19 protein-coding genes are annotated in these 22,256 nt (G+C 53.8%); 15 read left to right on the top strand and 4 right to left on the bottom strand.

Going from position 1 to position 22,256, the window contains the following annotated elements:
* The first annotated feature begins 19 nt into the window (after positions 1-19).
* Genes COMA1_RS07495 through COMA1_RS07485 form a run of 3 tightly spaced genes read left to right on the top strand, consistent with a single transcriptional unit; the run spans position 20 to position 4,004 of the window.
* Entirely contained in the window at positions 20-1,633 is a 1,614-nt protein-coding gene (locus COMA1_RS07495; protein WP_090746014.1) for an NADH-quinone oxidoreductase subunit M, read from the top strand.
* Complete coding sequence (locus COMA1_RS07490) at positions 1,630-3,096, top strand: NADH-quinone oxidoreductase subunit N (RefSeq protein WP_090746011.1); 1,467 nt, start codon at positions 1,630-1,632, stop codon at positions 3,094-3,096. Before COMA1_RS07495 ends, COMA1_RS07490 begins: the two co-directional genes overlap by 4 nt.
* 38 nt (positions 3,097-3,134) lie before the next feature.
* Positions 3,135-4,004, top strand: a complete 870-nt coding sequence (locus COMA1_RS07485) for a YihY/virulence factor BrkB family protein (protein ID WP_090746009.1) — start codon at positions 3,135-3,137, stop codon at positions 4,002-4,004.
* Positions 4,005-4,019: 15 nt separating this feature from the next.
* Here the strand turns inward: COMA1_RS07485 and COMA1_RS07480 are convergent, their stop codons facing one another.
* The gene (locus COMA1_RS07480; RefSeq protein WP_090746003.1) at positions 4,020-5,180 is read right to left on the bottom strand and encodes a site-2 protease family protein; all 1,161 of its coding nucleotides are present in this window, start codon (positions 5,178-5,180) and stop codon (positions 4,020-4,022) included.
* 69 nt (positions 5,181-5,249) lie between these two features.
* Between COMA1_RS07480 and COMA1_RS07475 the strand changes: the two genes are divergently transcribed.
* Both COMA1_RS07475 and COMA1_RS07470 read left to right on the top strand, forming a co-directional pair.
* Positions 5,250-5,966, top strand: a complete 717-nt coding sequence (locus COMA1_RS07475) for a polysaccharide deacetylase family protein (RefSeq protein WP_176697918.1) — start codon at positions 5,250-5,252, stop codon at positions 5,964-5,966.
* The gene (locus COMA1_RS07470; RefSeq protein ID WP_090746000.1) at positions 5,963-6,442 is read left to right on the top strand and encodes a GNAT family N-acetyltransferase; all 480 of its coding nucleotides are present in this window, start codon (positions 5,963-5,965) and stop codon (positions 6,440-6,442) included. The genes COMA1_RS07475 and COMA1_RS07470 overlap by 4 nt, the downstream gene beginning before the upstream one ends.
* A gap of 62 nt (positions 6,443-6,504) precedes the next feature.
* Here the strand turns inward: COMA1_RS07470 and COMA1_RS07465 are convergent, their stop codons facing one another.
* A complete protein-coding gene (locus COMA1_RS07465) occupies positions 6,505-7,128 on the bottom strand; it encodes a TetR/AcrR family transcriptional regulator (protein WP_090745997.1) in 624 nt (207 codons plus the stop codon).
* Positions 7,129-7,276: 148 nt separating this feature from the next.
* Here COMA1_RS07465 and COMA1_RS07460 point away from each other — a divergent pair, with 148 nt between their 5' ends.
* From COMA1_RS07460 to uvrC, 5 genes are all read left to right on the top strand, one after another.
* Positions 7,277-7,705, top strand: a complete 429-nt coding sequence (locus COMA1_RS07460) for a hypothetical protein (RefSeq protein WP_090745995.1) — start codon at positions 7,277-7,279, stop codon at positions 7,703-7,705.
* Between the two features lie 42 nt (positions 7,706-7,747).
* Positions 7,748-8,200 (top strand): hypothetical protein, encoded by a 453-nt coding sequence (locus tag COMA1_RS07455; protein ID WP_090745991.1) that lies wholly within the window; start codon positions 7,748-7,750, stop codon positions 8,198-8,200.
* Positions 8,201-8,515: 315 nt separating this feature from the next.
* The gene (locus COMA1_RS07450) at positions 8,516-8,914 is read left to right on the top strand and encodes a VOC family protein (RefSeq protein WP_090745988.1); all 399 of its coding nucleotides are present in this window, start codon (positions 8,516-8,518) and stop codon (positions 8,912-8,914) included.
* Between the two features lie 125 nt (positions 8,915-9,039).
* Positions 9,040-9,909 carry a diaminopimelate epimerase gene (gene dapF, locus COMA1_RS07445; protein ID WP_090745984.1) on the top strand — a complete coding sequence of 290 codons (870 nt, stop codon included), beginning with the start codon at positions 9,040-9,042 and terminating at the stop codon, positions 9,907-9,909.
* Between the two features lie 119 nt (positions 9,910-10,028).
* Complete coding sequence (uvrC, locus tag COMA1_RS07440; protein ID WP_090745982.1) at positions 10,029-11,837, top strand: excinuclease ABC subunit UvrC; 1,809 nt, start codon at positions 10,029-10,031, stop codon at positions 11,835-11,837.
* 214 nt (positions 11,838-12,051) lie between these two features.
* On the opposite strand, the gene COMA1_RS07435 is transcribed toward uvrC, so the two are convergent.
* The gene (locus COMA1_RS07435; protein WP_176697917.1) at positions 12,052-13,401 is read right to left on the bottom strand and encodes an OmpP1/FadL family transporter; all 1,350 of its coding nucleotides are present in this window, start codon (positions 13,399-13,401) and stop codon (positions 12,052-12,054) included.
* A gap of 244 nt (positions 13,402-13,645) precedes the next feature.
* On the opposite strand from COMA1_RS07435, the gene COMA1_RS07430 reads away from it, so the two are divergent.
* Complete coding sequence (locus tag COMA1_RS07430; RefSeq protein WP_176697916.1) at positions 13,646-14,464, top strand: helix-turn-helix transcriptional regulator; 819 nt, start codon at positions 13,646-13,648, stop codon at positions 14,462-14,464.
* Positions 14,465-14,528: 64 nt separating this feature from the next.
* On the opposite strand, the gene COMA1_RS07425 is transcribed toward COMA1_RS07430, so the two are convergent.
* Positions 14,529-15,275, bottom strand: coding sequence for an acyl-homoserine-lactone synthase (locus COMA1_RS07425; RefSeq protein WP_176697915.1), 747 nt, complete (start codon positions 15,273-15,275; stop codon positions 14,529-14,531).
* A gap of 270 nt (positions 15,276-15,545) precedes the next feature.
* Here COMA1_RS07425 and COMA1_RS07420 point away from each other — a divergent pair, with 270 nt between their 5' ends.
* The 4 genes from COMA1_RS07420 to COMA1_RS07405 all read left to right on the top strand — a co-directional run bounded on the left by COMA1_RS07420 (position 15,546) and on the right by COMA1_RS07405 (position 22,017).
* Positions 15,546-16,292 carry a sensor histidine kinase gene (locus COMA1_RS07420; RefSeq protein ID WP_342672690.1) on the top strand — a complete coding sequence of 249 codons (747 nt, stop codon included), beginning with the start codon at positions 15,546-15,548 and terminating at the stop codon, positions 16,290-16,292.
* A complete protein-coding gene (locus COMA1_RS07415; RefSeq protein WP_090745966.1) occupies positions 16,289-16,969 on the top strand; it encodes a response regulator in 681 nt (226 codons plus the stop codon). The genes COMA1_RS07420 and COMA1_RS07415 overlap by 4 nt, the downstream gene beginning before the upstream one ends.
* A gap of 178 nt (positions 16,970-17,147) precedes the next feature.
* Positions 17,148-21,341 carry a PAS domain S-box protein gene (locus COMA1_RS07410; RefSeq protein WP_090745963.1) on the top strand — a complete coding sequence of 1,398 codons (4,194 nt, stop codon included), beginning with the start codon at positions 17,148-17,150 and terminating at the stop codon, positions 21,339-21,341.
* Entirely contained in the window at positions 21,334-22,017 is a 684-nt protein-coding gene (locus tag COMA1_RS07405; RefSeq protein WP_176697914.1) for a response regulator, read from the top strand. Before COMA1_RS07410 ends, COMA1_RS07405 begins: the two co-directional genes overlap by 8 nt.
* Positions 22,018-22,256: the final 239 nt, after the last annotated feature.

Raw genomic sequence — 22,256 nt, 5'->3', positions numbered from 1 at the left:
GTGATGGATTGAAACCCTGATGACTGGTTTTCCTTGGTTAACCGCATTGATCATCCTTCCCTTGCTGGGAGCGGCAGCTCTCTTTGTCGTGAAAGATACCTCTGTCCGGCTCACTGCGCTCTCCGTGACGATTACCGATCTCCTGATCTCTCTCCCACTGTGGTGGCTATTCGACGCCACTTCCGGTGAGATGCAATTCCTAGAATCAGCAGCATGGATCCCGTCGCTGTCCATCAATTACCGTCTCGGCTTGGATGGAATCAGCCTGCCGTTGGTTCTCATGACGACCATCCTCATGCCCCTCTGCGTCTTGATTTCATGGCATGCCATCGAAACCAGGCTCCGGAGTTTCATGGCGGTGTTGCTCATCATGGAAGGCGCCATGATCGGCGTGTTCGCAGCACTCGACTTCGTCTTGTTCTACGTGTTTTGGGAGGCGATGCTGATCCCCATGTACCTCCTGATCGGAGTGTGGGGTGGGCCGAATCGCCTGTATGCCGCGATCAAGTTCTTCCTCTACACGCTTGCCGGAAGCGTCTTGCTGTTGGTCGCGATCTTGGTGCTGTATTTCCAGGGTGGCCATACGTTCGATATTCTTGCCCTGAGCCGGCAAACCTATGCCCTCTCTCTTCAAACAGGGCTGTTTCTTGCCTTCTTTGCCGCGTTTGCCGTGAAGGTCCCGATGTTCCCCTTCCATACCTGGCTGCCCGACGCACACGTGGAGGCCCCCACTGCCGGCAGCGTGATCCTCGCCAGTGTGCTGCTCAAGATGGGTACCTATGGCTTTGTACGCTTTAGCCTGCCGATGCTACCGGATGCCTCACGCCTCTTCACCCCCCTCATGGTCGTCCTGTCGATTGTGGCGATCATCTACGGGGCCTACATGGCGCTGGCCCAGTCTGATCTCAAAAAGCTGATTGCCTATTCGAGCGTCAGCCATATGGGATTCATCACCCTTGGCCTGTTTATGTTCAATATCCAAGGTATCGAGGGTGCTATCCTACAGATGGTGAATCACGGCATCACGACCGGCGGACTCTTTCTCTGTGTCGGGATGATTTACGAGCGTACCCATAGCCGGCAAATTTCCGATAACATCGGATTGACCAAGCCGATGCCTCGATATGCGATCTTTCTGGTGATTTTTGCACTCTCCTCACTGGGACTTCCCGGAACCAACAGTTTCGTTGGAGAATTCATGGTTCTCGTCGGTACGTTTCTCTGGAGCAAAGTGGCAACAGCCTTCGCCTCACTCGGCATCATTCTGGCCGCCGCATATTTATTGTGGATGGTTCAGCGAGTCGCGTTTGGCACACCGGCCCCTCACATGCTTCACAAACTTTCCGACTTGAACCAACGAGAAATGGCGACGTTGTTACCTCTGGCGGTCCTGATCTTCGTAATTGGGATCTTTCCCAACCCTCTCCTCAGCCGGATGCACACAAGCGTCGAGCAAGTCATCGCTCGCGTTGCACCCTCCTCCCCTCGCCAGAGTTCCATTCGAGCTGGTCTCGAGCAGACAACGCCCTTGCAGAAAGACGACCTGCTCTCGACGCTCGACGTAGTCCATGCCTCAACCGTTAATCCCATCGGCAACCTGCCGCTTACGGAAACGCAGGGGAAACGCCCATGACCTTTTCTGCAGCAGATCTCCTCCTCGTCCTGCCCGAGCTACTGGTCATCACGGCCGCCTGTGTCGTGCTTGTGCTCGACCCAGTGCTACGACCATCCGATAAGGATAGCCTGGTATGGGTGAGCCTAGGAACACTCGCCATTTGCATGGGCCTGACGGCGTCCCAAATGGGAACGCATGCCTCAATATTTAGTGGCCTTGTCGTCATCGATGCCTTTGGAGCATTCTGGAAACTGCTGTTGTACTTTGTGACGGGACTCACAGTCCTACTGTCCTACTCCTATCTCAAAGAAGAGCGGCTGTATTTCGGTGAGTATTATGGCTTCATATTGCTCTCGCTGTGCGGCATGATGGTGATGGTCTCCGCCGCCGACTTGTTGACGATCTATCTTGGTACGGAATTGATGTCGCTCTCCCTGTATGTCCTGGCAGGTCTCAAACGGAATGAACCTCGCTCCCTCGAAGCATCGGCGAAATACTTCGTCTTGGGCGCATTTTCCTCCGGCATTCTCCTCTACGGCATTTCTCTCCTCTACGGAGCGACCGGCAGTACGAAACTGCCGGCGATTGCCTCGGCAATTGCGACCCAGGGGTTCACCGATCCGTTGCTGTTATTTGCAACGATCCTGTTGGCGGTGGGGTTCGCATTCAAACTGGCCGTCGTTCCGTTTCATATGTGGACACCGGACGTCTATCAGGGCGCTCCAACTTCGGTCACGGCGTTCATGGCTGTGGGATCCAAAGCCGCCAGCTTCGGCGCATTCCTCCGTGTGTTTGTGGACGGGTTGGGCGGAGTCAAAGCCGATTGGTCCGCCATCTTCCTCTTGCTCTGTCTTGCCACCCTTGTTACGGGCAACGTCGTTGCTCTGGTCCAGACAAACATCAAACGGATGCTGGCCTATTCAAGCATCGCACACGCCGGCTATGCCATGATCGGTGTCGTCTCCGCTGGACGCACAGAGCCCTCGTCCGGCATTGCCAGCGTTCTGCTCTATATTGCCCTGTACACGTTCATGACGTTCGGCGCATTCGCCATTGTCGCGATGCTGCGCAAAGGCACGATTGAAGGTGAAGAGATCGAGGACTTCACTGGCTTGGCCAAACGTCATCCTATCCCGGCACTGCTGATGATGGTCTTCATGGTTTCCCTTGCGGGGATTCCCCCGACTGCGGGTTTTATCGGAAAATTGTACGTCTTCAGATCCGCCGTGGAAGCCGGCATGGCCTGGCTGGCGGCCATTGCCCTCCTGTTTGCGGCAATCTCAGCCTATTACTATCTTCGGGTCGTCATGGTCATGTACATGCGAGATCCTATTGATGGAACGGACCCTGTCCCGCGCTTGGTGATGTCCCCAACCCTTTCCATTGTGCTAGCCTGTGCAGTCGCTGGGGTGGTGGTCTTCGGTATCTACCCCAACCCACTCGTCAATCTGGCCCAGCAAGCCGTGTTGACGCTGAAGTAAGGCCATCCAGACTCTGACTATTTGCCGGTAAGGATCGTATGCCTGTCGTTCGCTTCCTGAGTGAGGCGGTCACATCGTTTTTACGTCAAGGATGCCCCAGCCTCGCGGCAGCCTTGGCCTTTTTCTCGCTGCTCTCATTGTTTCCCCTCGTCTTTCTCCTCTTGTATGGGATCGGGTTCCTTGTAAGTCAGAACGTGATCGGCGAGCAGTTCATGCTGAGTTTTCTCAAAGGGTTTCTGCCTTCCTTAGGGGAACGATTGGCGCAAGAACTCCATCGGATCAGTTCATTGGAAAGCGTCCGGTGGATCGTGCTGCTGTCATTCTTCTGGTTTGGTGGACTTGTGTTCTACGAGCTCGATTATGCGCTGAATGTCGTGTTTCAGAGCACGCAAAAGCGCCACCCGCTTATTTCCACTGCAATTTCCATCGCGCTGCTGGGATCCACCGGCCTGTTACTCTTCACGTCCTATGTGGCCACTCAAGCCATTGCCTTTTTGACGGCCTATGCACCTCGGCTCTGGGGATTGGATCTTGTCGCCTTAGCCGCCCACGAATTTCATCTGACCTACACCCTCCCTTTTGGTCTTGCATTCCTGGCGGTCAGCCTGCTCTACCGTCTTGTACCTCGACGTCGTCCACGATGGAGGGATGCCATGGCCGGCGCCCTCACATTCGGTTTGCTGTGGGTTGCAGCCAAGCTCTTGTTCGTCAATTATGGAGATTTTGCGACGGTCTATGCGCGACTCTATGGATCGTTGCTCGAGATCGTGCTTTTGTTGCTCTGGGTCTATTATTCTGCAGGGCTCCTGCTCTTCGGTGGCATCATTGCGCACAATCTGAAACAGATTGCCTGGCCATCGCCACCGGTTGATGACGATGATGGAAATGCTGCGATAACAATAGTCTAAGGTGAATGCCGCAATTCAACGGATGGGGTGGCTACGAAGCTGCAGAAAATGCACAAGGGCTGATTGTGTCACGAGTCCGACAATTTCTCCATCCTGCACGACGATGAGTTGATCCCATCCCTCACGAGCCATGCGCCCCATCGCTTGAATCGCTGGAACTTCAGGCGAAATGACCATCGATTCTGAAAATGGACGCATCACTTGATCAACCCGACGCCAGGACCAGGTCTCCGCCGGCACAGACTGAATGTCGGGTACGGTCACAAGTCCGACCAGACGCCGATCTTCAACCACAGGAAATCCCCCGTAACCATAGGCCTGGAAATACCGGTTGACCGCCTCATCAAGCGTGGTTTGGGCTGGAATCGACACAACCGTCGTCACCATCATGTCTTGAATCCGGGTTGTTGAAATGGAGTGCCGCAACGTCGCTTGTCGTCGGCTCGCCAGCGCCGCGATGTAGAGAAAGATACCGATCAGTGCCAGCCATCCTCCCGTCCAGACCATCGACGCATCCAGCTCACCGGTTGCCGCTTGCTGGATGCGCAGCAGCCCCCACAGCACAAAGATTACACCAAACCCAAGGCCTGCCCCTGCCGCTTGTTTCGTCGCGCGATAATAATCTTTTCCCCAAGCCCACAGGCCGGCACGCAGGATTCGACCTCCGTCCAACGGAAACCCGGGAATCAAATTGAACACTCCGAGCTGAAGATTCCCCATTCCCAGCAACAGCCCGAGCATGACTACCCCACGGAGCGCCTGTTCCTGTTGAATCGCCTCAGCCAGAGCGACAATCGCCAAGCAGCCCCCGCTGATCACGAAACTGACGATCGGTCCAGCGATCGCAATGAGAAACTCTGCCTTGGGAGACGGGGCCTCCTGGCGCATGTGCGCGACCCCGCCAAAGAGAAACAACGTGATCTGCTCAATCGGAATCCGGTAGTACAGTGCGACGTAGGAATGTCCCAGTTCATGCAGAAGGACGGACAGAAAGAGAAGCACCGCCGCGACGGCTCCCATCACCCAATAGCGACCAGGACTGAGTCCGGGGAGGGTCTCCGGCAGGTAGTCTGTTGAGAGCGTCCACGTGGCGAGGAGAAATACAAGAAACCAGGATGGATGGATTCGAATGGGAATGCCCAACGCTCGGCCGATTTCCCACGAACGCATCTGCATACCGCACACCGTAACAGTGGAACGGGGAAGGGGTCAATCTTCTCTCTGGGTTCATGTATACTAGCCCTCATGCATCGACTCGTTCGAACACCTGCACTGCTATTCTTGATCTCCCTCATAGCCTTTGAACTGATGCCTCCGTCCCCCACCTTTGCCCAAGTCATCACTTCTGGTCCACCAAACTGTCCCGGTGTGGCCCTGACGTTTGATCTCTGTCCCGTGCGTAAAGGATCCGGGTATGATCAGCCGTTAATGGACTATCTGATTACCCATCGCATCCCAGCCACCTTCTTTATGTCCGGTAAGTGGATGGCCAAACATGATGCGGAAGTGGGACAGCTGCTGGGTCTCGACTTTTTTGAAGTTGGGACCCATGGTGAGGTGCACGCTCACCTTCCCATGCACGATGCCGACGAACAACGTGCAGAGATTCTTGGCCCCGTGAAACTGCTGCAGGCGCGCTATGGCCATGACGCCACACTCTTTCGCCCACCGTACGGGGAGTACAATGATGTGACGGTCGCTGTGGTCAAGCTGCTTGGCCTGCAGTTTATTCAGTGGAATATCGAGTCAGGAGACCCAGACCCGACCCTTTCCGCTGACAGTATTTTGGCAAGAGTCACCAAGCGGACAAAACCCGGCAGCGTCATCGTGTTTCATGCCAATGGAAAAGGTAAGCAGACTCGACAGGTGATCGAGCACCTTACACGTGAGATTCTCCCGGCCAAGAACCTTCGCCCGATGACCGTGAGCGAACTATTGGATTGTACTTCCCGGACCCCATGACGACTTCGACCATCAGAACCATGGTGCCGGATGATCGAAAACCGGTCATTCAACTATTGAGTGATTCTGAACCCTGGAACCGCCTTGGCTATGGAGCGGACGATTGGAGTCGTATCTTTTGCCCGCTGCCTCAAGGGCGGGATTGCTATGTCGCTGAATTTGAGGGACAAGTGGCCGGCGTCGCGATCGTCAAGCAGAAGTTTCTCTTGGGTGATTACCTTGAACTCTTAGGTGTGGCCGTCTGGGCCCGACAGAGGGGAACCGGCAGTCAGCTGTTGCAGCACATCGAGACTCTCGTGTTTCAAAGAACCAGGAATCTGTTTGCTTGTGTGTCGGACTTCAATGAACCAGCTAGGGCATTTTACAAGAAACAGGGCTACCAAGAAATCGGCCCCATGCCGAACTTTTTGATACCCGGGAGTGCCGAGATACTCCTCCGGAAAACAGCGGGACCAGCCAGAGAGCCAAACTCATAGCTATTAGCCGTCTGGGACAACACAGAGTCGTATCAAAAAGAATGCAATATCGTGCTGTCGGCTTACTTCTTTTCTTTAACCACTGACTTTTGGGGGTATATTTTTCGCGCAACACCCGCCGCCTGCACCGCGGCAGTACGGATTGCCGCTGAAATCTCCTCGGAGGCTTTGGATGTCTGCACCGCTCGTGCGATTGTAAGTCCTCCAATCAAAATGCCGAGCATCGCCCAGGCCCGTGCACGACGCTCTTCTCCTGAACCTTGATCGAGACCCGCGGCAATAAGATCGGCAATCTTTCCTATCTTCTCCTCAAAGGCCGCGTGTGTTTGAGAACTTGCGCGCACGACTTCGGGAGAAAGGGTAGTCAATGCACATCCACAGGCGAGATTCTCTCGATGCGATTGACCAAGGTAATAGTCCGCAAACGCCTTGGTCCATTGCCCTCCGAAATCTCTTTGAAATTTAGGAATTCCCTCGATGACCTCCTCTAGCCCAACATCCAACGCAACATTGAATGCAGCTTCCTTCGACCCGAAGTGTGCGTAAAATGCCCCTGATGTGACGCCTGCCATCCTTGCGATACCATCCACTCCAATTCCGACAAACCCATGAGATCGAAAGCTCTGGCTCGCCGCCTGCAACATCCGACGTCTCGTCTCTTCCTTTCGGCCCTGTTTTTTCACCATGATTCCCTCATACTTATAACGGTCGTTATTTTATGGTTGACAATATAACGTTCGCTATATTACCGTGCGACACGGTCAATATATAACGATCGTTATTCCATGAGCAATGGGCAGCATCATAACAACATTCACTAAGAAGGAGTGCATTATGCCGATCCAAGTCATTGCCAGCGAGGGTGTCCTTTCCGCATCAGCCGAACAGGAGATCTTTACCAAACTCACAGACCTCTTACTCGAACTCAACGGTCTGTCCAAAAGTACGTTTATGAAACCGAACGTTATTGGAGAGATAACGATCATTCCAAAAGGACGCACCTTTTCTGGAGGGAAGCCCACCGCTATCGTGATCTTTGAACTGAAAGTTCCATCGATTGTGCTGCCCACCCGCGATCTTCAGTTGGCCTGGATTCAACGCGCCACCGAAATCGTCCTGGAAGCTGCTTCCGGAACAATCAGCAAAGATCGCATTTGGGGTAACGTGACCTATGCCGTTGACGGCCTATGGGGAATCAACGGACACGCTTACACAAACAGCGAGATCGGCGCTGTGTTAGCTGGACAAGCTGCCCCCTACTGAGTGACGAACCATTTACAAAGTCGTACGAAAGGAACCTATATAATGAACTACACTTTGGGCGCAATTCTCTTAGCGATTCTGTTTTCGGGCAACGGTGTCGGAGTTCAAATAGCGTATGCTGACTGCCTCGCAATTGGTGGCACTGGTTTGGGCAGTGCGATCGATGAGAGCAATTTGGTCGCGTCGTTGAGTGGCGCACTCAGTGGTGGCGCTCGTGCCCGAATTAAAGCGCAGAAAGAAACCTCAACCGGTCTGACCATGGATTTGGAACATTACTTCTTCACAGCGGCGGGTGGCATGCTACATACTGCTGATACCGCCACGCTGACAGCGATCCCTGGAAAACACAAGACGTACATGCTTGAAATCGCCTATGATGTGCTTGAGTCAAGTGGGTCTTTCGGCGGCTACAAAGGCCGTTTTCAAAGCGTCGGATTGTTCGACATCGGTGCGGGCAAAGTTGTGCTGCGCTATTCCGGCGAGCTTTGTAAGTAGAATGGGCTCGTAGGGTCCGGATTTGTTTCACTCAATTTTCAAGGAACAAGTCCGACGATTTGAACTAGGTCGTATACGGCAGACATCACGGAGACTGTTCAGCGCGCAAGGCCAAGTGGATAGTCTTCACATGAATTTATTAATATCGGTACTCGCTGGGCTCGGCGTGCATGGATTACTCACGGCATGAATGAAATCAAGGAAGACCTATTCAAGAGTCTACATTGATTAACAGAAAGCTATATACAGTGGCTATGTTTTCTACGAGTCCGGCGATCGGGATCTTCTTTCAACAGCCGCGAAAGGAATGAGGGCATGAAGGTCGCCAAATTACTCCATACAAGAATGCGCGTCAGCGATTTGGATGAGACCATCCGGTTCTACACAACTGTGTTGGGGCTTGAGGTTCTTGAGCGAAAAACCTCTCCACGTGGATCTCAACTGGCCTTCTTGAAAGTACCCAACAGCGACGAACTGATCGAACTGACCAGCTTCCCCCCAAGCGGACCAGTGAGGGTACAAGAAGACCTGGTTCACCTGGCCTTTCAAGTCGAGAGTCTTGATGAAACAATCGGCGCACTCACAACGCAGGGGGTCAAGATCACTGATGGTCCAACGAAATCCTCCTCCGGGAGTCGCTTCATCTTTATCGACGCCCCGGACGGCTATGAGATTGAGCTGATCGAACGGCCAGCAGGTGTGGACATCGTCTAGCCCGAAGAACTCTTCAAACGGCTAACCTTCAATCTCTTGTCCACATTGACGACATGGCTCTCCCCGCAGTACCTTCTCTCCTTCGGATGCCCCATGCCGATTGACATATCTGGAGGATTACAGAAATGAAGAACGGATTTTTCCGTGGACACGGGTTGGGTAACGATTATGTTGTGATGGACCCCAAAGAGCTGACGTTCAAGTTGACGCCGAAGACTATCAAAGCGATCTGTGACCGCAACTGGGGGCTCGGCAGCGATGGGATCTTAGCCCTGGTCCCCTCAAAAAAGGCGAATTTTGGCCTCCGCATCTTTAATCCGGACGGTAGCGAGGCCGAGAAGTCAGGGAATGGACTGCGCATTTTCGCCCGGTACCTCCATGCGACCTGCAAAACGAAGAAAAAGCGTTTCACGGTCGAAACCAAAGGAGGGTTAGTCAGCATTGACCTGCATGTCGATCGACACGGTGATGCCGGTGCTGCCACGGTTGAGATGGGAGTGGCCACATTTAAGCCCGAGGCGCTCCCCTGTTCGCTTGCCGTCCCAGAGTTGATTCAGCAGCCGATTGAAGCAGCTGGAATTCCACTGACTTTTACCGGCGTGAGCGTCGGAAACCCCCATTGCGTTGTCTTCAAGCCGGCGGGCGAATCCTGGTCGCGCGAGGAGCTCTTGGCACTTGGGCCGGCTCTTGAAAACCACAAACTGTTTCCCAAACGAACCAACGTGCAACTGGCCGTTCCAACCGGGCCCAAAGAAATCTTCATTCTGATTTGGGAACGTGGGGCCGGAGAAACACAGGCCTCCGGTTCATCATCTTGCGCGGCAGCGAGCGTAGCGGTACGTCTCGGGCTGGTGAAGAGTCCTGTGACGGTAAAGATGCCCGGCGGCACGCTGAATATCGAGGTGGCTCCTGACTTTAGTCTCACCATGAAAGGCCCTGTTGCCGAGGTGGCCCGTGGCACGTTGAGTCCATCGTTTGTCCGCTCGCTGAAGTAGTACGCACGGAACTAACCGCTGTCAGCCTAATCGCCGTCTCTACATTGCTCATGCCCTCTTCACGCCGTACAATGTCCAAGATCATCCTATTGTTTCTCCTACCTGAAGGCTGATAGCTGATGGTTCTCTCATCGGATTTACAATCCAAACTCGCCCATCTACCAGAGAGTCCCGGCTGCTACCTGTTCAAGAACGAGCACCAAGACATCATTTATATCGGGAAAGCTGCAGTACTCGCCGACCGTGTCCGATCGTATTTCCAGAAGAGTGCCGACCACAGCCCCAAGACCAGCTTGCTCGTTGATCAGGTGGCCGACCTGGAAACGATCGTGACGCGATCCGAGCTCGAAGCGCTGATTCTCGAAAGCAATCTAGTCAAGCGCCACAAACCCCGGTTCAACGTTGTGCTGCGGGACGACAAGCAGTATCCCTACGTGCGGCTGCCGATCAAGGATGACTTTCCTCGACTGTCGATCGTACGCCGCGTGCAAAAAGACGGGGCGCTCTACTATGGCCCCTATACCCCGGCCAACGCCCTGCGAGAGACCTTGAAAGTCATCAAGCACGTCTTTCCGCTCGCCACCTGCACGATCGATATCAACGGAACGGCCGACCGCGCCTGTATCGAGTTTGAAATCAAACGATGCATGGCGCCCTGCACAGGGAATCAGACAACAACCGAATATCATCAGATCGTCAAACAGGTCCGTCAGTTTCTGGAAGGCCGAGACCACGAGTTGCTGGATGATCTTCGGACTCGGATGGAGGCCGCAGCAGACCGGGAGGAATTCGAGGAAGCCGCACGGTTACGGGATCGTCTCTTTAAGATCGAACGGATGCTGGAGAAGCAACGGATCACGCAGACCTCAGCCGTTGATCAAGATGTGATCGGCCTATCCAGACAAGGCGCCGCCGTCGACCTTCAGATTCTGTTCGTGCGCGGCGGCTTGCTGATCGGACGGAAAGATTTCTTCTGGCCTGAGTCGGCTGATGCCTCGGACGAGGAGCTCGTTCGCTCAGCCATCGAACAATTTTATAACAAGGATGGGCAACCTCCGAGAGAACTGCTCATCCCAACCGACCTCGAAGACACGACATTGATTCAACAATGGCTTTCCGAAAAGCGAGGCGAACCGGTTCGTGTTTGCTCGCCCGAGCGAGGCACCAAACATCAACTCGTCCTCTTAGCCGAGGAAAATGCGGCCGCGGCTGTGGCCAACCACTTACGTGACGAAGAACTTGACCGACAAGCCGGTGAGGAACTGAAGCGGATGCTACGACTCGATCAGGCTCCGCGTCGCATTGAAGGATTCGACATTTCCAATACCATGGGCAACCAATCGGTCGCATCGATGGTCGTCTGGGAAGACGGACAGATGAAGAAATCGGACTATCGACGGTTCAAGATCCAAACCGTCGTCGGTGCCAACGACTTTGCCAGTATGAAGGAAGTGGTCACACGTCGATATGGGCGGGAAGAGAACCTGCCCCAGCCCGATCTGATTCTTATCGACGGCGGGTTAGGACAACTGGCGGCGGCGCTCGAGGGGCTCAAAACGGTTGGACAACAGAGCTTACCGATCCTCGGATTGGCGAAGGCCCGCGGCGAAAAGGAAGAGCGTATTTTTCTCGCAGGGAGGAAAAATCCTATCGCCCTCAAACCGCAATCTCCCTCCACTCACCTGCTCCAACGCATCCGCGATGAAGCCCATCGCTTTGCAATCACCTTCCATCGAAAGCTACGCAGTAAAGCGCTGGTCAGCTCCAAACTTGATCACGTCATCGGAATCGGTGAAATACGCCGCGATCGACTTTTAGAGCGATTCGGCAGCCTCGAACAACTAGCCTCTGCCAGCGACGAAGCTCTACGGGAGGCTGGATTGAATATGGAAACCATGGCCAATCTCCGCAAGACACTCGGCAATTGATCGGTATCCGTCCCGGGCCACTTGTCAGCAAAATACTCACGTGCCGCCGAGACGTTCTCACACCGCGCCGAGGCCCACTGCACCGAATGACCTCTTCACTCGCTGCGTCCTTGCTGGACAACCTTTTTGAGCATCCTGACAGGATGTGAGTGCCTACACCGCACAGAACATTGCAACCATCCGATTGGTATCAAGCGAGTTTTTCAGCAGACCGCTAGAAGAGATACCGAAAACTGAACGTTCCCAGGTGCACAAACGCATGGTAGGTCCCGTTCACGCTTGGATTCAAGTTGCCGACAACGGTTTTTGAGTCATAAAACCATTCCTGATATGCCAGATCGACTCCAATACCTTTTGGCCAGAAAGCTGAGTCTCCACTGCAAGGGATCAGGCCCAGAAATCGTCCTGCGCCCTGGCAGAGAAACCCGACACCCAGCGACAGCATGTTGGACGACAATGATATTCCACCGGGGTTAAAGGTTTGATTAGGGACAGGATCCTCGGTGCGTGTATACCCGGACCGAACGGCAACCTCCCAGTCGGGCAACCAGTGTGGATGCAACCATTTATACTCAGTGCCGATGGCAATCACCGGAACGTTTTTAAACTGCTGTGGCTGAGGGATCCTCGCCCCATTGGACAATCGTACATCAAGATGTCTCAACAAACTCCAGCCCACATATTCGACGTCCAACTCCACCTTCCACTCACTTTCACGAGTACGTATCGGCCAGAGAGCGACGGCCCCGGTAAAGATCTGAGGCAACACCAGATCGGTGGAGGCATCAGCCACTTTGGCACCGTTCACGAGGAACGACCCGTTCAGAGGAACCACAGCCTGGCTACGATAGACCAATCCGATGGATAGAACCGGGTGCCCACTCCCATTTCTCAGGGGAGTCATAAGCAGGCTGGCGGTGACACCCGCCCCAGTTCCTTTGCCGTTTACTTCTATGGAATCACCGGCTGGAATACCAAAGGTTCCGGCGCTGATTTGCTTCTGTTCCACATGTCCCTCGCCAAGAAAACTCGCGAAGGTGTAGATATCAGCACTGAGGCCTACTGACAGGTAATCATTGACCTTGTATGCGATCGTGGGCTTGATATTGATTAACGGGAGAGCCACCGACGTCACGGCCGTATTAAAAGGTCCGTCGACGGGATAGCGAGTATTCAACCCAAATGGCGAAGTGACACCGACTCCAACGGTCACCGACGAGAGCCTAGAGGCGCCCATGGCCCCCAGATTCGCACTGAGGTAAAAGTTGCTTGGAGGAGGCCAGCTCACACTGCCATGTAAATCGCCACGGCTGTCGAGCCCCGTCGGACTCTTGTACCTAACCGATCCTCCAACCGCATTAAAGCCCCATACACTTTGAATCCCTTCAACCTGAGTCAGCCCCGCTGGATTGTAATGGATGGCGGAAGGGTCATTAGCCTCCGCTGCGAATGCATTCCCCTGCCCAGCCGCGCGTGCGCCTTGAGGTTGAAAACGAAATGCCTGCGCATGGCTATCTGTTGGAGCAACAAGCATCAGCGAGTAGACTGCCAGGATACTATTCATGCACCAGATACGATACGTACGCATATGTGGCAAACTGATTTTTGAAAGCACCGTTGTCTGAAGGGTCGGTAATCCAGCTAAGTGATACCTTCCTCCCGTGGGGATAGTAAGCCTGGCCTGACCTATCCAGGTAGGGACAATGGGCCCTATCAATTGCCTCATATGTCGCTCTTGTGCTTCTCATCGCGTTCGGGCTAGATTAGGGTACCTGCTTATATCGTCCACAGCCCAGGAGACTCACCGTATGTCACACGCACACGCTCCGTTGCCCTTTTCACGCACTACATTCGCCAATCTCTCAAATGCTGAATGTCAGCACGTCATCGAGATTCTGCATTATGTCATGCACGCGGAGACCCCTGAGCACGTACGAGATGTCCTTGTTCGATTCCAGAATTATTTCTCGTTCACGAAGGCCTTAGGAGGGCTGGTTCGGCTTGGACCCAACCGGACATTTGCGGGATTCGGGAATGTTGTCAACGCGAGTTATCCTGACGAATGGCTATATATGTACTGGAAAAACGGATTTGCCGATGTCGATCCGGTGTTTCAGTCCGCCTTAAAATCTCCCGGTACTCAGCATTGGCAAGCGATCTACCAAAACATGTCTTCCGAGAAGGAACAGGAATTCATCTCCACCGCCCGCCAATTCGGTCTCTGTGACGGGATCACCACCGGCTCCGTTGATCAGGCCTGCGGGGTTGCGACGTTCTGCTCATTCGCCAGCGATGAGTCGCTTGATGCCAAACGATTGGTTCCACTTGTGGAGTACCTGGGCTACTATATCCATTTAGCCCTTCTGAGAACTGCCCCAAAATCGATGCCCTCAACCGAACGCTGCGTCAAAGAACTTTCATCCCGAGAAGTGACGATCCTCAACTGGATGAAAAACGGGAAAACCAATTGGGAGATTGGGAAAATTCTAGGAGTCACCGAGCGAACCGTGCGGTTCCACATCGAGAGTATTTTCTCGAAGCTCCAGGTAACATCCCGTTCCCAGGCTGTCGCAACCGCCATCGAACATGGTCTGCCAGCGATTCACGGTCTGCCATCTGCCATGTAGACATCTCTTTGTCTCCTGGCAGGAAGTAGGCCGGATGCCGGTATCCTGTGCAGGTCAGTTTTGACTATGCCGCGCGGACAAGTTGCCGATCCTTCACGAATTCACTGTATCCCGCCATATTGTTCTCCGCTGATGATTGCCCCTCTGCCGAATGGAGAATCGGTGTGGTGGTTGTGAGCCACTCAAGCATGTCCGGACGGGTGCTCTCCGCTTGAAGGCGAAATTCATCCAGATCCAATAAGCCCCCAATAGAAAGGACGTGAGCTGGTGGCAATGCCACCGGCTCTCCAATCGGCCGGCATGGCCATCCCATTCGTTGAACGACCTTGAGCAGCCTATGTTCCACCACCATATAGGTGTACCGAATCTCATGCTGAAGGCACCAGTGATACATACCTTTAAACACAGTTTTCATGAGCCGAGCCGAAAGGCCGCGATCAGCAATCTCCGGATCAATGGCCAGCCTGGTGATCTCAGCTGTATCAGTCTCCTTGCGAACCTGATGTCGTCCCACTAGACAGGCACTGAATTCGCTTTCCAGCATGAATGGAACCGGTGCATGAGTCATACGAACTAATCCGAGCAAATCTTTTCTGTGGTTGAATACCCCGATCGACGTACTCCACGCATCGTAGACATCTGCTTCAAGTCGGTCCGTTCGCTCTGGAACCCACTTCAGCCGTTCGGCAAAAACACGATGTCGCAATTGATACGCTTTGACCATCTCATCCTTCGCCTCAATGGTCTTTACGATAAGATCCCCCTCGGTGAATACAATGCTGTGTACTGCTCGATCAACGAGAATGGTCATAGCTGCCTCCCTTTGGACTAGTCTGTTTGCGTTTGAAGACAGGGCTGATCGCCCCATGAAGGAGGCGGATGGTTTCACCTCTGGTACCAGACGTCACCTGGCGGACCCGCCAGGTGACGTCTGCAGTCTAAAGGTGTAAACCTCAGGTCAGTGCGCTAGGGCTAGAGCTACAAACAACTGAATACTGTCAGCGGTGAACTACAAGGAGGGGTCGTGATCGAAAAAAAAGCCCAGTTCCAGCTGCTAAAAGGAGGGCGCCTGGCTACGTCGATGGTCTCACAGGCCAAATCTGCTCGTCCGTCTCCTAGATCCTTGGGGATGAATGAATTGGAACCGTGTGCTGGAGAATTAACGACTGTGTTCAAGGCAAGGGAGCAACGCTTACACCAACTATTGGAAGATCGTACCCGTATTGGGCGTGATCTACATGACTCCATATTACAATCACTGTATGCCCTTGGACTCACTATTGAATCATCCCATAGACTTAGGCATACTAGTGATACGGAACCCTATATGTCTCATGCGCCGGTTATCGAGCAAGTCAATCGACTCATCCATGAGATCCGAAGTATGATCCACGAACTGGAGTCTGACAGCGTACGGGAATTTGACCTCTCCTCTGAACTCACCTCGCTCCAGGGGACCTACGAGCAAGCAGGACACCTGGATGTGAAGTTAGATCTTCAGCGCCACGCCATTGAGATGCTTACCCACGAAGAAGAGCGAGAAATTCTCAATATCGTTCGCGAGGCACTCAGCAACTGTGCCCGCCATGCCCACGCAACCCAAGCCATGGTCTCGATTCGTATGAAGGACACAAGAATCCGAGTCAGCATTCAAGACGACGGGATCGGCTTTTCTCCGGCTTCAGGGTCGTCACGTGGGTACGGACTGACCAACATGGAGACACGCGCCAAGAAACTCGGCGGGATGTTACGTGTTCAGTCTAGGACCGGGAAAGGCACGCAGATCACGGCAGAATTTTCATTGGAACCCTTACTGACATCTATATGAAACAACCACAAACCAGTATCGTACTCATCGACGATCATGAAATGGTCCGCCGAGGATTGCGCGCCCTGCTACATCTCGAGGCAGACCTAGCAATCGTGGGTGAGGCTGCAACCGTCGCCAGCGGTGTGGGCCTTGTCGAGCGACTGATGCCTCAGATGGTCTTGCTCGACGTGAAACTTCCCGATGCGACGGTCACGGAAGCCATCCGCCGTTTGCTGGCCGTTTCACCAAAACTGCGAATTCTTATTCTGACAAGTTACGCTGAGGACACGACTGTCATGGCTGCCGTCCAGAACGGGGCCCATGGCTATGTACTCAAAGACGTTCGCATGGACGACCTAATTCGGGCTATTCGTACCGTCGCCTCGGGTCAGGGCTATCTCGACCCCCGAGTGACACAGCAAGCGCTGCATTGGATTCGGACCAGCTCACACTTGGGAGTCTCGTCACAGGGAGTCTCTCGGCTTTCTCCACAGGAACGCTTAATCCTACCGCTTTTGGCAGAAGGCAAAACCAACAAGGAAATTGCCGTCCAACTGCGCTTGAGCGATAAAACCATCAAGAACTACCTGGCCAATATCTTCGACAAGCTCCATGTAAAACGACGTACCGAAGCTGTGGCCTGGTTCATGAAGGAATCTCATATGCCGGGTGTGAGCCAAAGCCCGAAACTCTGACTCGCCTGCGACGACCAGAGTTCTCGCGTCCAGCGCTTATTGCCAACCCCTCAGCCTCCATCCCCCCCCTGGCTTTGTCAGATCGCCGGGTCCTATACTATTCCCCCATTTCTCAGATCATTGATTGCAACGATACTGACATTAGGATCTCGTCTGGACTACCCAGAGGTTTCTGTTTATGAGTTCACCCCTGAAGACCGCCCCTTCACCCCTCAGCGAGCTCGCCCAACTTCGCCACCAGATCCTTGATCTACAGCAGGCGCTTGTTCATGCGAAACAAGACCGTCAATCAACACAAACCACGGCACTCGGGGCTGCCCAAGTAGGGACATGGGAGTGGGACAGCCGAGCAAATCGGATGATATGGTCGGAGGAAACTGAACGGATCTTCGGCCTTCCTCCCGGTACATTTGATGGCTCATATGAAGGATTCTTGGCTCTCGTGCATCCTGATGATCGCCATTGTCTCAGTGCAGCCATTACCAAGGCCGCTCGCGACCACTCTCCTTACAGAGTAGAACATCGCATCCTCACTTCTTCTGGAACCACTCGGTGGGTAGCCTGCCGTGGTCGTGCGACGGGCAGTGAGAATGGACCGGTGTCGGGCATGACGGGCACAATCGAAGATATTACTGTCCGGAAAGAAGTCGAGCTGACTCAGCGCGCCACCCGAGAAACCCTTGAAATTCTTGTCCAAGAACGAACAGCCGGATTGGAACAGGCCGTCCATGAACTGAAGACTGAAATCGCTCGAAGACAACAAGCAGAATCGGCACTCAAAGTAAGTGAGCAGCGCTACCAATCCCTCTACGATCAAAACCCCTTCATGTATTTCACGCTCTCTCCTGACGGCACCACGTTATCTGTCAATAATTTTGGAGCGGATCAACTCGGATACCAGAAAGAAGATCTCATCGGCCAGTCCATCTTGCGGCTATTTGACCCGAAGGATCACCAGACTGTGCTGGGACAGTTGATCGCGTGCATCGCCAGCCCCTACACCGTGTTTCAGTGGGAAATTCAAAAACTCCGGAAAGACGGGGTCAGGATATGGGTCAAAGAGCGCGCGCGGGCGATCCACGACCACACCAATCAGCTCCTCGTCCTTGTGGCCTGTGAGGATGTGACCGAGCGCAAGCGGACAGAAAAGCAACTCCAGGAAACGTCTCGCCTGCTCCAGACTCTCGTCGAGGAATCCGCCTTGCCGCTTGTCAGCCTCGATCGAGAAGCGCGCGTGGTCAGTTGGAACCACGCCGCAACTCGTCTGTTCGGATGGTCGAAGGAAGAAGTGCTCGGGCGTGAACTTCCCTATATCCAGCCTGAGGAAGAAGTCGAGGCGAATGCCCTCTGGCAAGCAGGAGTACGGGGAGAGTTAATCGGCCCGATAGAGCTGCTGCGCCGGCGCAAAGATGGAAAGATGTTGAACCTTCTCCTTTGGCCCGTGTTCGTCTACGACGAATTCGAACAGCTGTCTCTGGCTGTCGGTCTCTATGTGGATCAGTCTGAAATCAAACGGGCGGAGGAGGCGACCCTGATAGCTGAAGCTCGTCTTCACTCGTTTTTAAACACGCTGGACGACCTCGCCTTTGAGTTTGACCAGGATGGACGATACCTCAATATCTGGACTCACAGTAACGACAAACTTCTGGTGCCCAAACAGGAACTCATCGGTCGACACCTCACCGACGTGTTCGGGGCGGAAGCAGGTTCCCACTATGTGGAAACAATTCGCCAGGTCTTTACAACCGGTAAACCTGCGACGATTAATTACGCCGTTCGATCGCATCAAGCCATACGCTATTTTTCTGGGGTCTCGACCCTAATTCCAGGGAGCCAAACGTCTCCGGCGACTGTCGGCTGTCTCGTGCGCGATATCACCGAGAGCCGCCTCATCGAGGCACAGGTTCGAGAAAGCGAGGCTCGATGGAGAGCGCTCTATGAACATGCGGGGGTCGGCATTGCCCAACTGGACCTGGACGGACGATTTCTTCGAGTCAATCCGCACCTCTGTCAGCTGCTGGGCTACTCATCGGAAGTCATGCTCCAGCGAACATTTCAAGATCTCACGCACCCGGATGACCTCAAAGCGAGCCTTGTCTGCATCGACGAACTGCTCACAGACAAGCGTTATTCCTTCTCTATGGAGAAACGGTATCGTAAAAGCAACGACACATGGGCGTGGGTCGATCTGACCGTCTCGCGTGTCCATAGCGGCTCTTCCGATGCGGACTATTTGATAGCCGTTATCCAAGATATTGATGATCGCAAACAGGCGGAACAGGCCCTCCAAGAACAAGAAGCACTGCTGCGATCCGTCATTGAAACAGCACCCGACGCCATTTTCATGAAGGGTCTAGACGGCCGCTATCGATTCGTCAATTCGGCATTTGCACAGACGCTCGGCAAGCTCCCCGAGGCTATCATCGGAACGACCGATGCCGAACTTTTTCCTCCTGAAGTTGCTGATCGCTGTATAGCCGGGGATCGCGATGTTGTTTCCGGCGCAACCCAACGGGAATTCGAGGAAATTGTGCCCATTCACGACACGCCTCGCATTTTTCATGTGATCAAGACACCGCACCGCGATCAGACCGGATGCGTGATCGGGCTGGTGGGAGTCGCCCGCGACTTGACGGACCTGAAGCAAGCCGAACGAGCCCTCCGGCTAACTCAGCTGGCAGTTGATCGATCTGCAGACCTCGTGTTCTGGGTCGATCAGTCGGCTCGTTTTCTCTATGTCAATGATGCCGCGTGTCAACGACTTGGGTACTCTCGTGAAGAGTTGCTGCGGATGTCCGTGAATGAGATTGATACCGAATACCAAGCGGAACGGTGGCCTGAACATTGGGCGCATTTGAGTCGGACAGGACGTCTCCGATTTGAGTCGCGCCATCGCACCAAATCTGGTGAAACATACCCTGTAGAGATTGTCGCTAATTTTATCGCCGTAGAAGGGAAGGAGTACAATTTCACCTTCGTTCGTGACATCTCTGATCGAAAACGATCGTACTCACTCCTACAAGCCGCCATCAATTCGGTTGCCGACGGAATATTGGTCATTGACCGACAAGGGAAGGTCACCAGTGCAAATCAGCGCTTCCTGCATCTCTGGAACATTCCCCAAACGCTCGCAGACAGCGGGAACGCCGACGCACTGCTGGCCTTTGTGATGGACCAGCTTCAGGAACCTACTGTATTTCTGCAGAAAGTCCGTGAGCTGTATGCTCATCCGGAACAGGAAAGTTTTGATGTGGCCGTTTTCAAAGATGGGCGAATGTTTGAGCGGTATTCTCGACCGCAGATCCTTGACAACGAAATAGTCGGCCGTGTCTGGATTTTTCGGGATATCACCGAACAAAAACGTGCCGAGCAAGCCTTACGGGAGAGCGAACTAAGGCTCCAGCGCTTCGTCGCCAAAGCTCCCGTTGGGCTCTGCATTTTCGATGAAAACTGGCGGGTAGTCACCGCGAATCTCGCCTTTTGTCAACTGACCGGATACGATGTTCAGGAAATCATCGGCAGTACCTATGCGTTGTATACCCACCCGGAGGATCTCTCCGCGAATATTCGATTAACTGAAGAATTCTACCGTGGAGTCAGATCCGGCTACACCCATGAGAAACGGTATATCAGAAAATCAGGTGAAATTATTTGGGTTCTAGTCAAAACCACCAGAGTCGACCTGCCTGGCCGGCAAGGTCCACTGCTTCTTGCTGCGGTACAGGATATTACCGAGCGTAAACTAGCGCTGGAAGAACGAGAGCAACTCAGTCGAGACCTGCATGATAACCTTCTTCAAGGATTGTACGCAGTCGGGATGCAGCTTGAAGCCAGCAAGCTTGCAATGGGACGAACACCGCGCCGGTCGAAAACGCATATCTCCCAGGCCATCCGCCAGCTAAACGGCCTCATGGTCGATGTTCGACGGTTCATTACCCTACTCACAGAACGGACTTCCGTTCGACTGGACTTTGGACAGTCAATTCAAGAACTGATTGCCTCCACGGCTGACACCGAAGGTGACACAGCAGAGCTCGACATTACGAGCCCCGTACTTTCCTTTATCACTCCTCAGATCGGAGAACAGCTGTTGAATATCGCTCGTGAAGCCCTAAGCAACAGCTTGCGCCATGCTCGTGCCTCCCGTCGCTGGCTGCATCTGAGCCTCGCGCACAACTCGATCCGGTTAGTCATCGGAGACAATGGCATCGGCTTCTCTCCTTCACGCAAACGCCGCACTGGCCATGGGCTTGCTAATATGGAGGCTCGTGCACAGCACATGACCGGCGCTTTTACCCTCGAAAGCGTGCCAAGACGCGGAACTACGATCACGATCGACGTGCCATTGAAAAAGGATGTGCTGTATGAGTAAGTCTCCAGCGATTCGACTCGTGATCGTCGATGACCACGAAGTCGTGCGAATCGGTCTCTGCGCCGTTCTCAACCTGACTCCTGGACTAAAAGTCATTGGGCAGGGAAAGCGAATGGCAGAAGCCAAAAAGCTTTGCGTTCGCCTGAAACCGGACCTCATCCTGCTTGATATCCGATTACCGGACGGAAGCGGTGTGGATGCAGCCCGTGAGATCCTTGCACAATGCCCGACAACCCGTGTGTTGTTTCTCACGAGTTTCGCCGATGATCATACGGTACTCGAAGCCGTTCTGGCCGGCGCTCATGGCTATCTCCTGAAAGACATCGCTTCTCAGGCGCTCGTGCGCGCCATTCGATCGGTTGCAGCCGGAAAGAGGCTGATGGACTCTCGCTTGCCCCAACACACATTGGATTGGGTGAAGCATGTCCCTACCGAGCCAGGACAGTCCAAACGCCCCCTCCTCTCGCCCCAAGAGCAGCGTCTTCTTCCTCTCGTCGCCAGGGGCCTCACCAACAAAGAGATCGCCAAATTTTTAGGACTCAGCGAAAAAACAGTCAAGAACTACCTCGCCAATATCTACTCTAAACTGAGTATAGGTCGCCGATCGCAAATCGCTGCCTTCTACGCTGGAAGCTTCAAGGGGTCGGAGCCCCGTCTACCGCGAGGCCGCACCTAAACAATTGCCGACGGCAGATTCTTGGGAAACTGCTCCTGGTAAAGAACTCTGTGCCTTATTCCGATAAGAACAGAGTCACTCTAGCAGTGTGGTGAAAAACGCGGTTTCTGCTTCGCACATCGTTGCACGATGCCAGAAGGAACTGTGGCACTCTACACCTCAGAATGCTCAAAAAGGCCGTCCAGCAAGGCCACAGCGAGCGAAGGGGCGAGGCGTACGCTTCGGTACGTCGAGCCGCT

It is taken from the genome of Candidatus Nitrospira nitrosa, from assembly GCF_001458735.1.
GTDB lineage: Bacteria > Nitrospirota > Nitrospiria > Nitrospirales > Nitrospiraceae > Nitrospira_D > Nitrospira_D nitrosa.
Note: the sequence above shows the minus strand (reverse complement) of the source record. Positions and strands in the feature narration are given on the sequence as shown.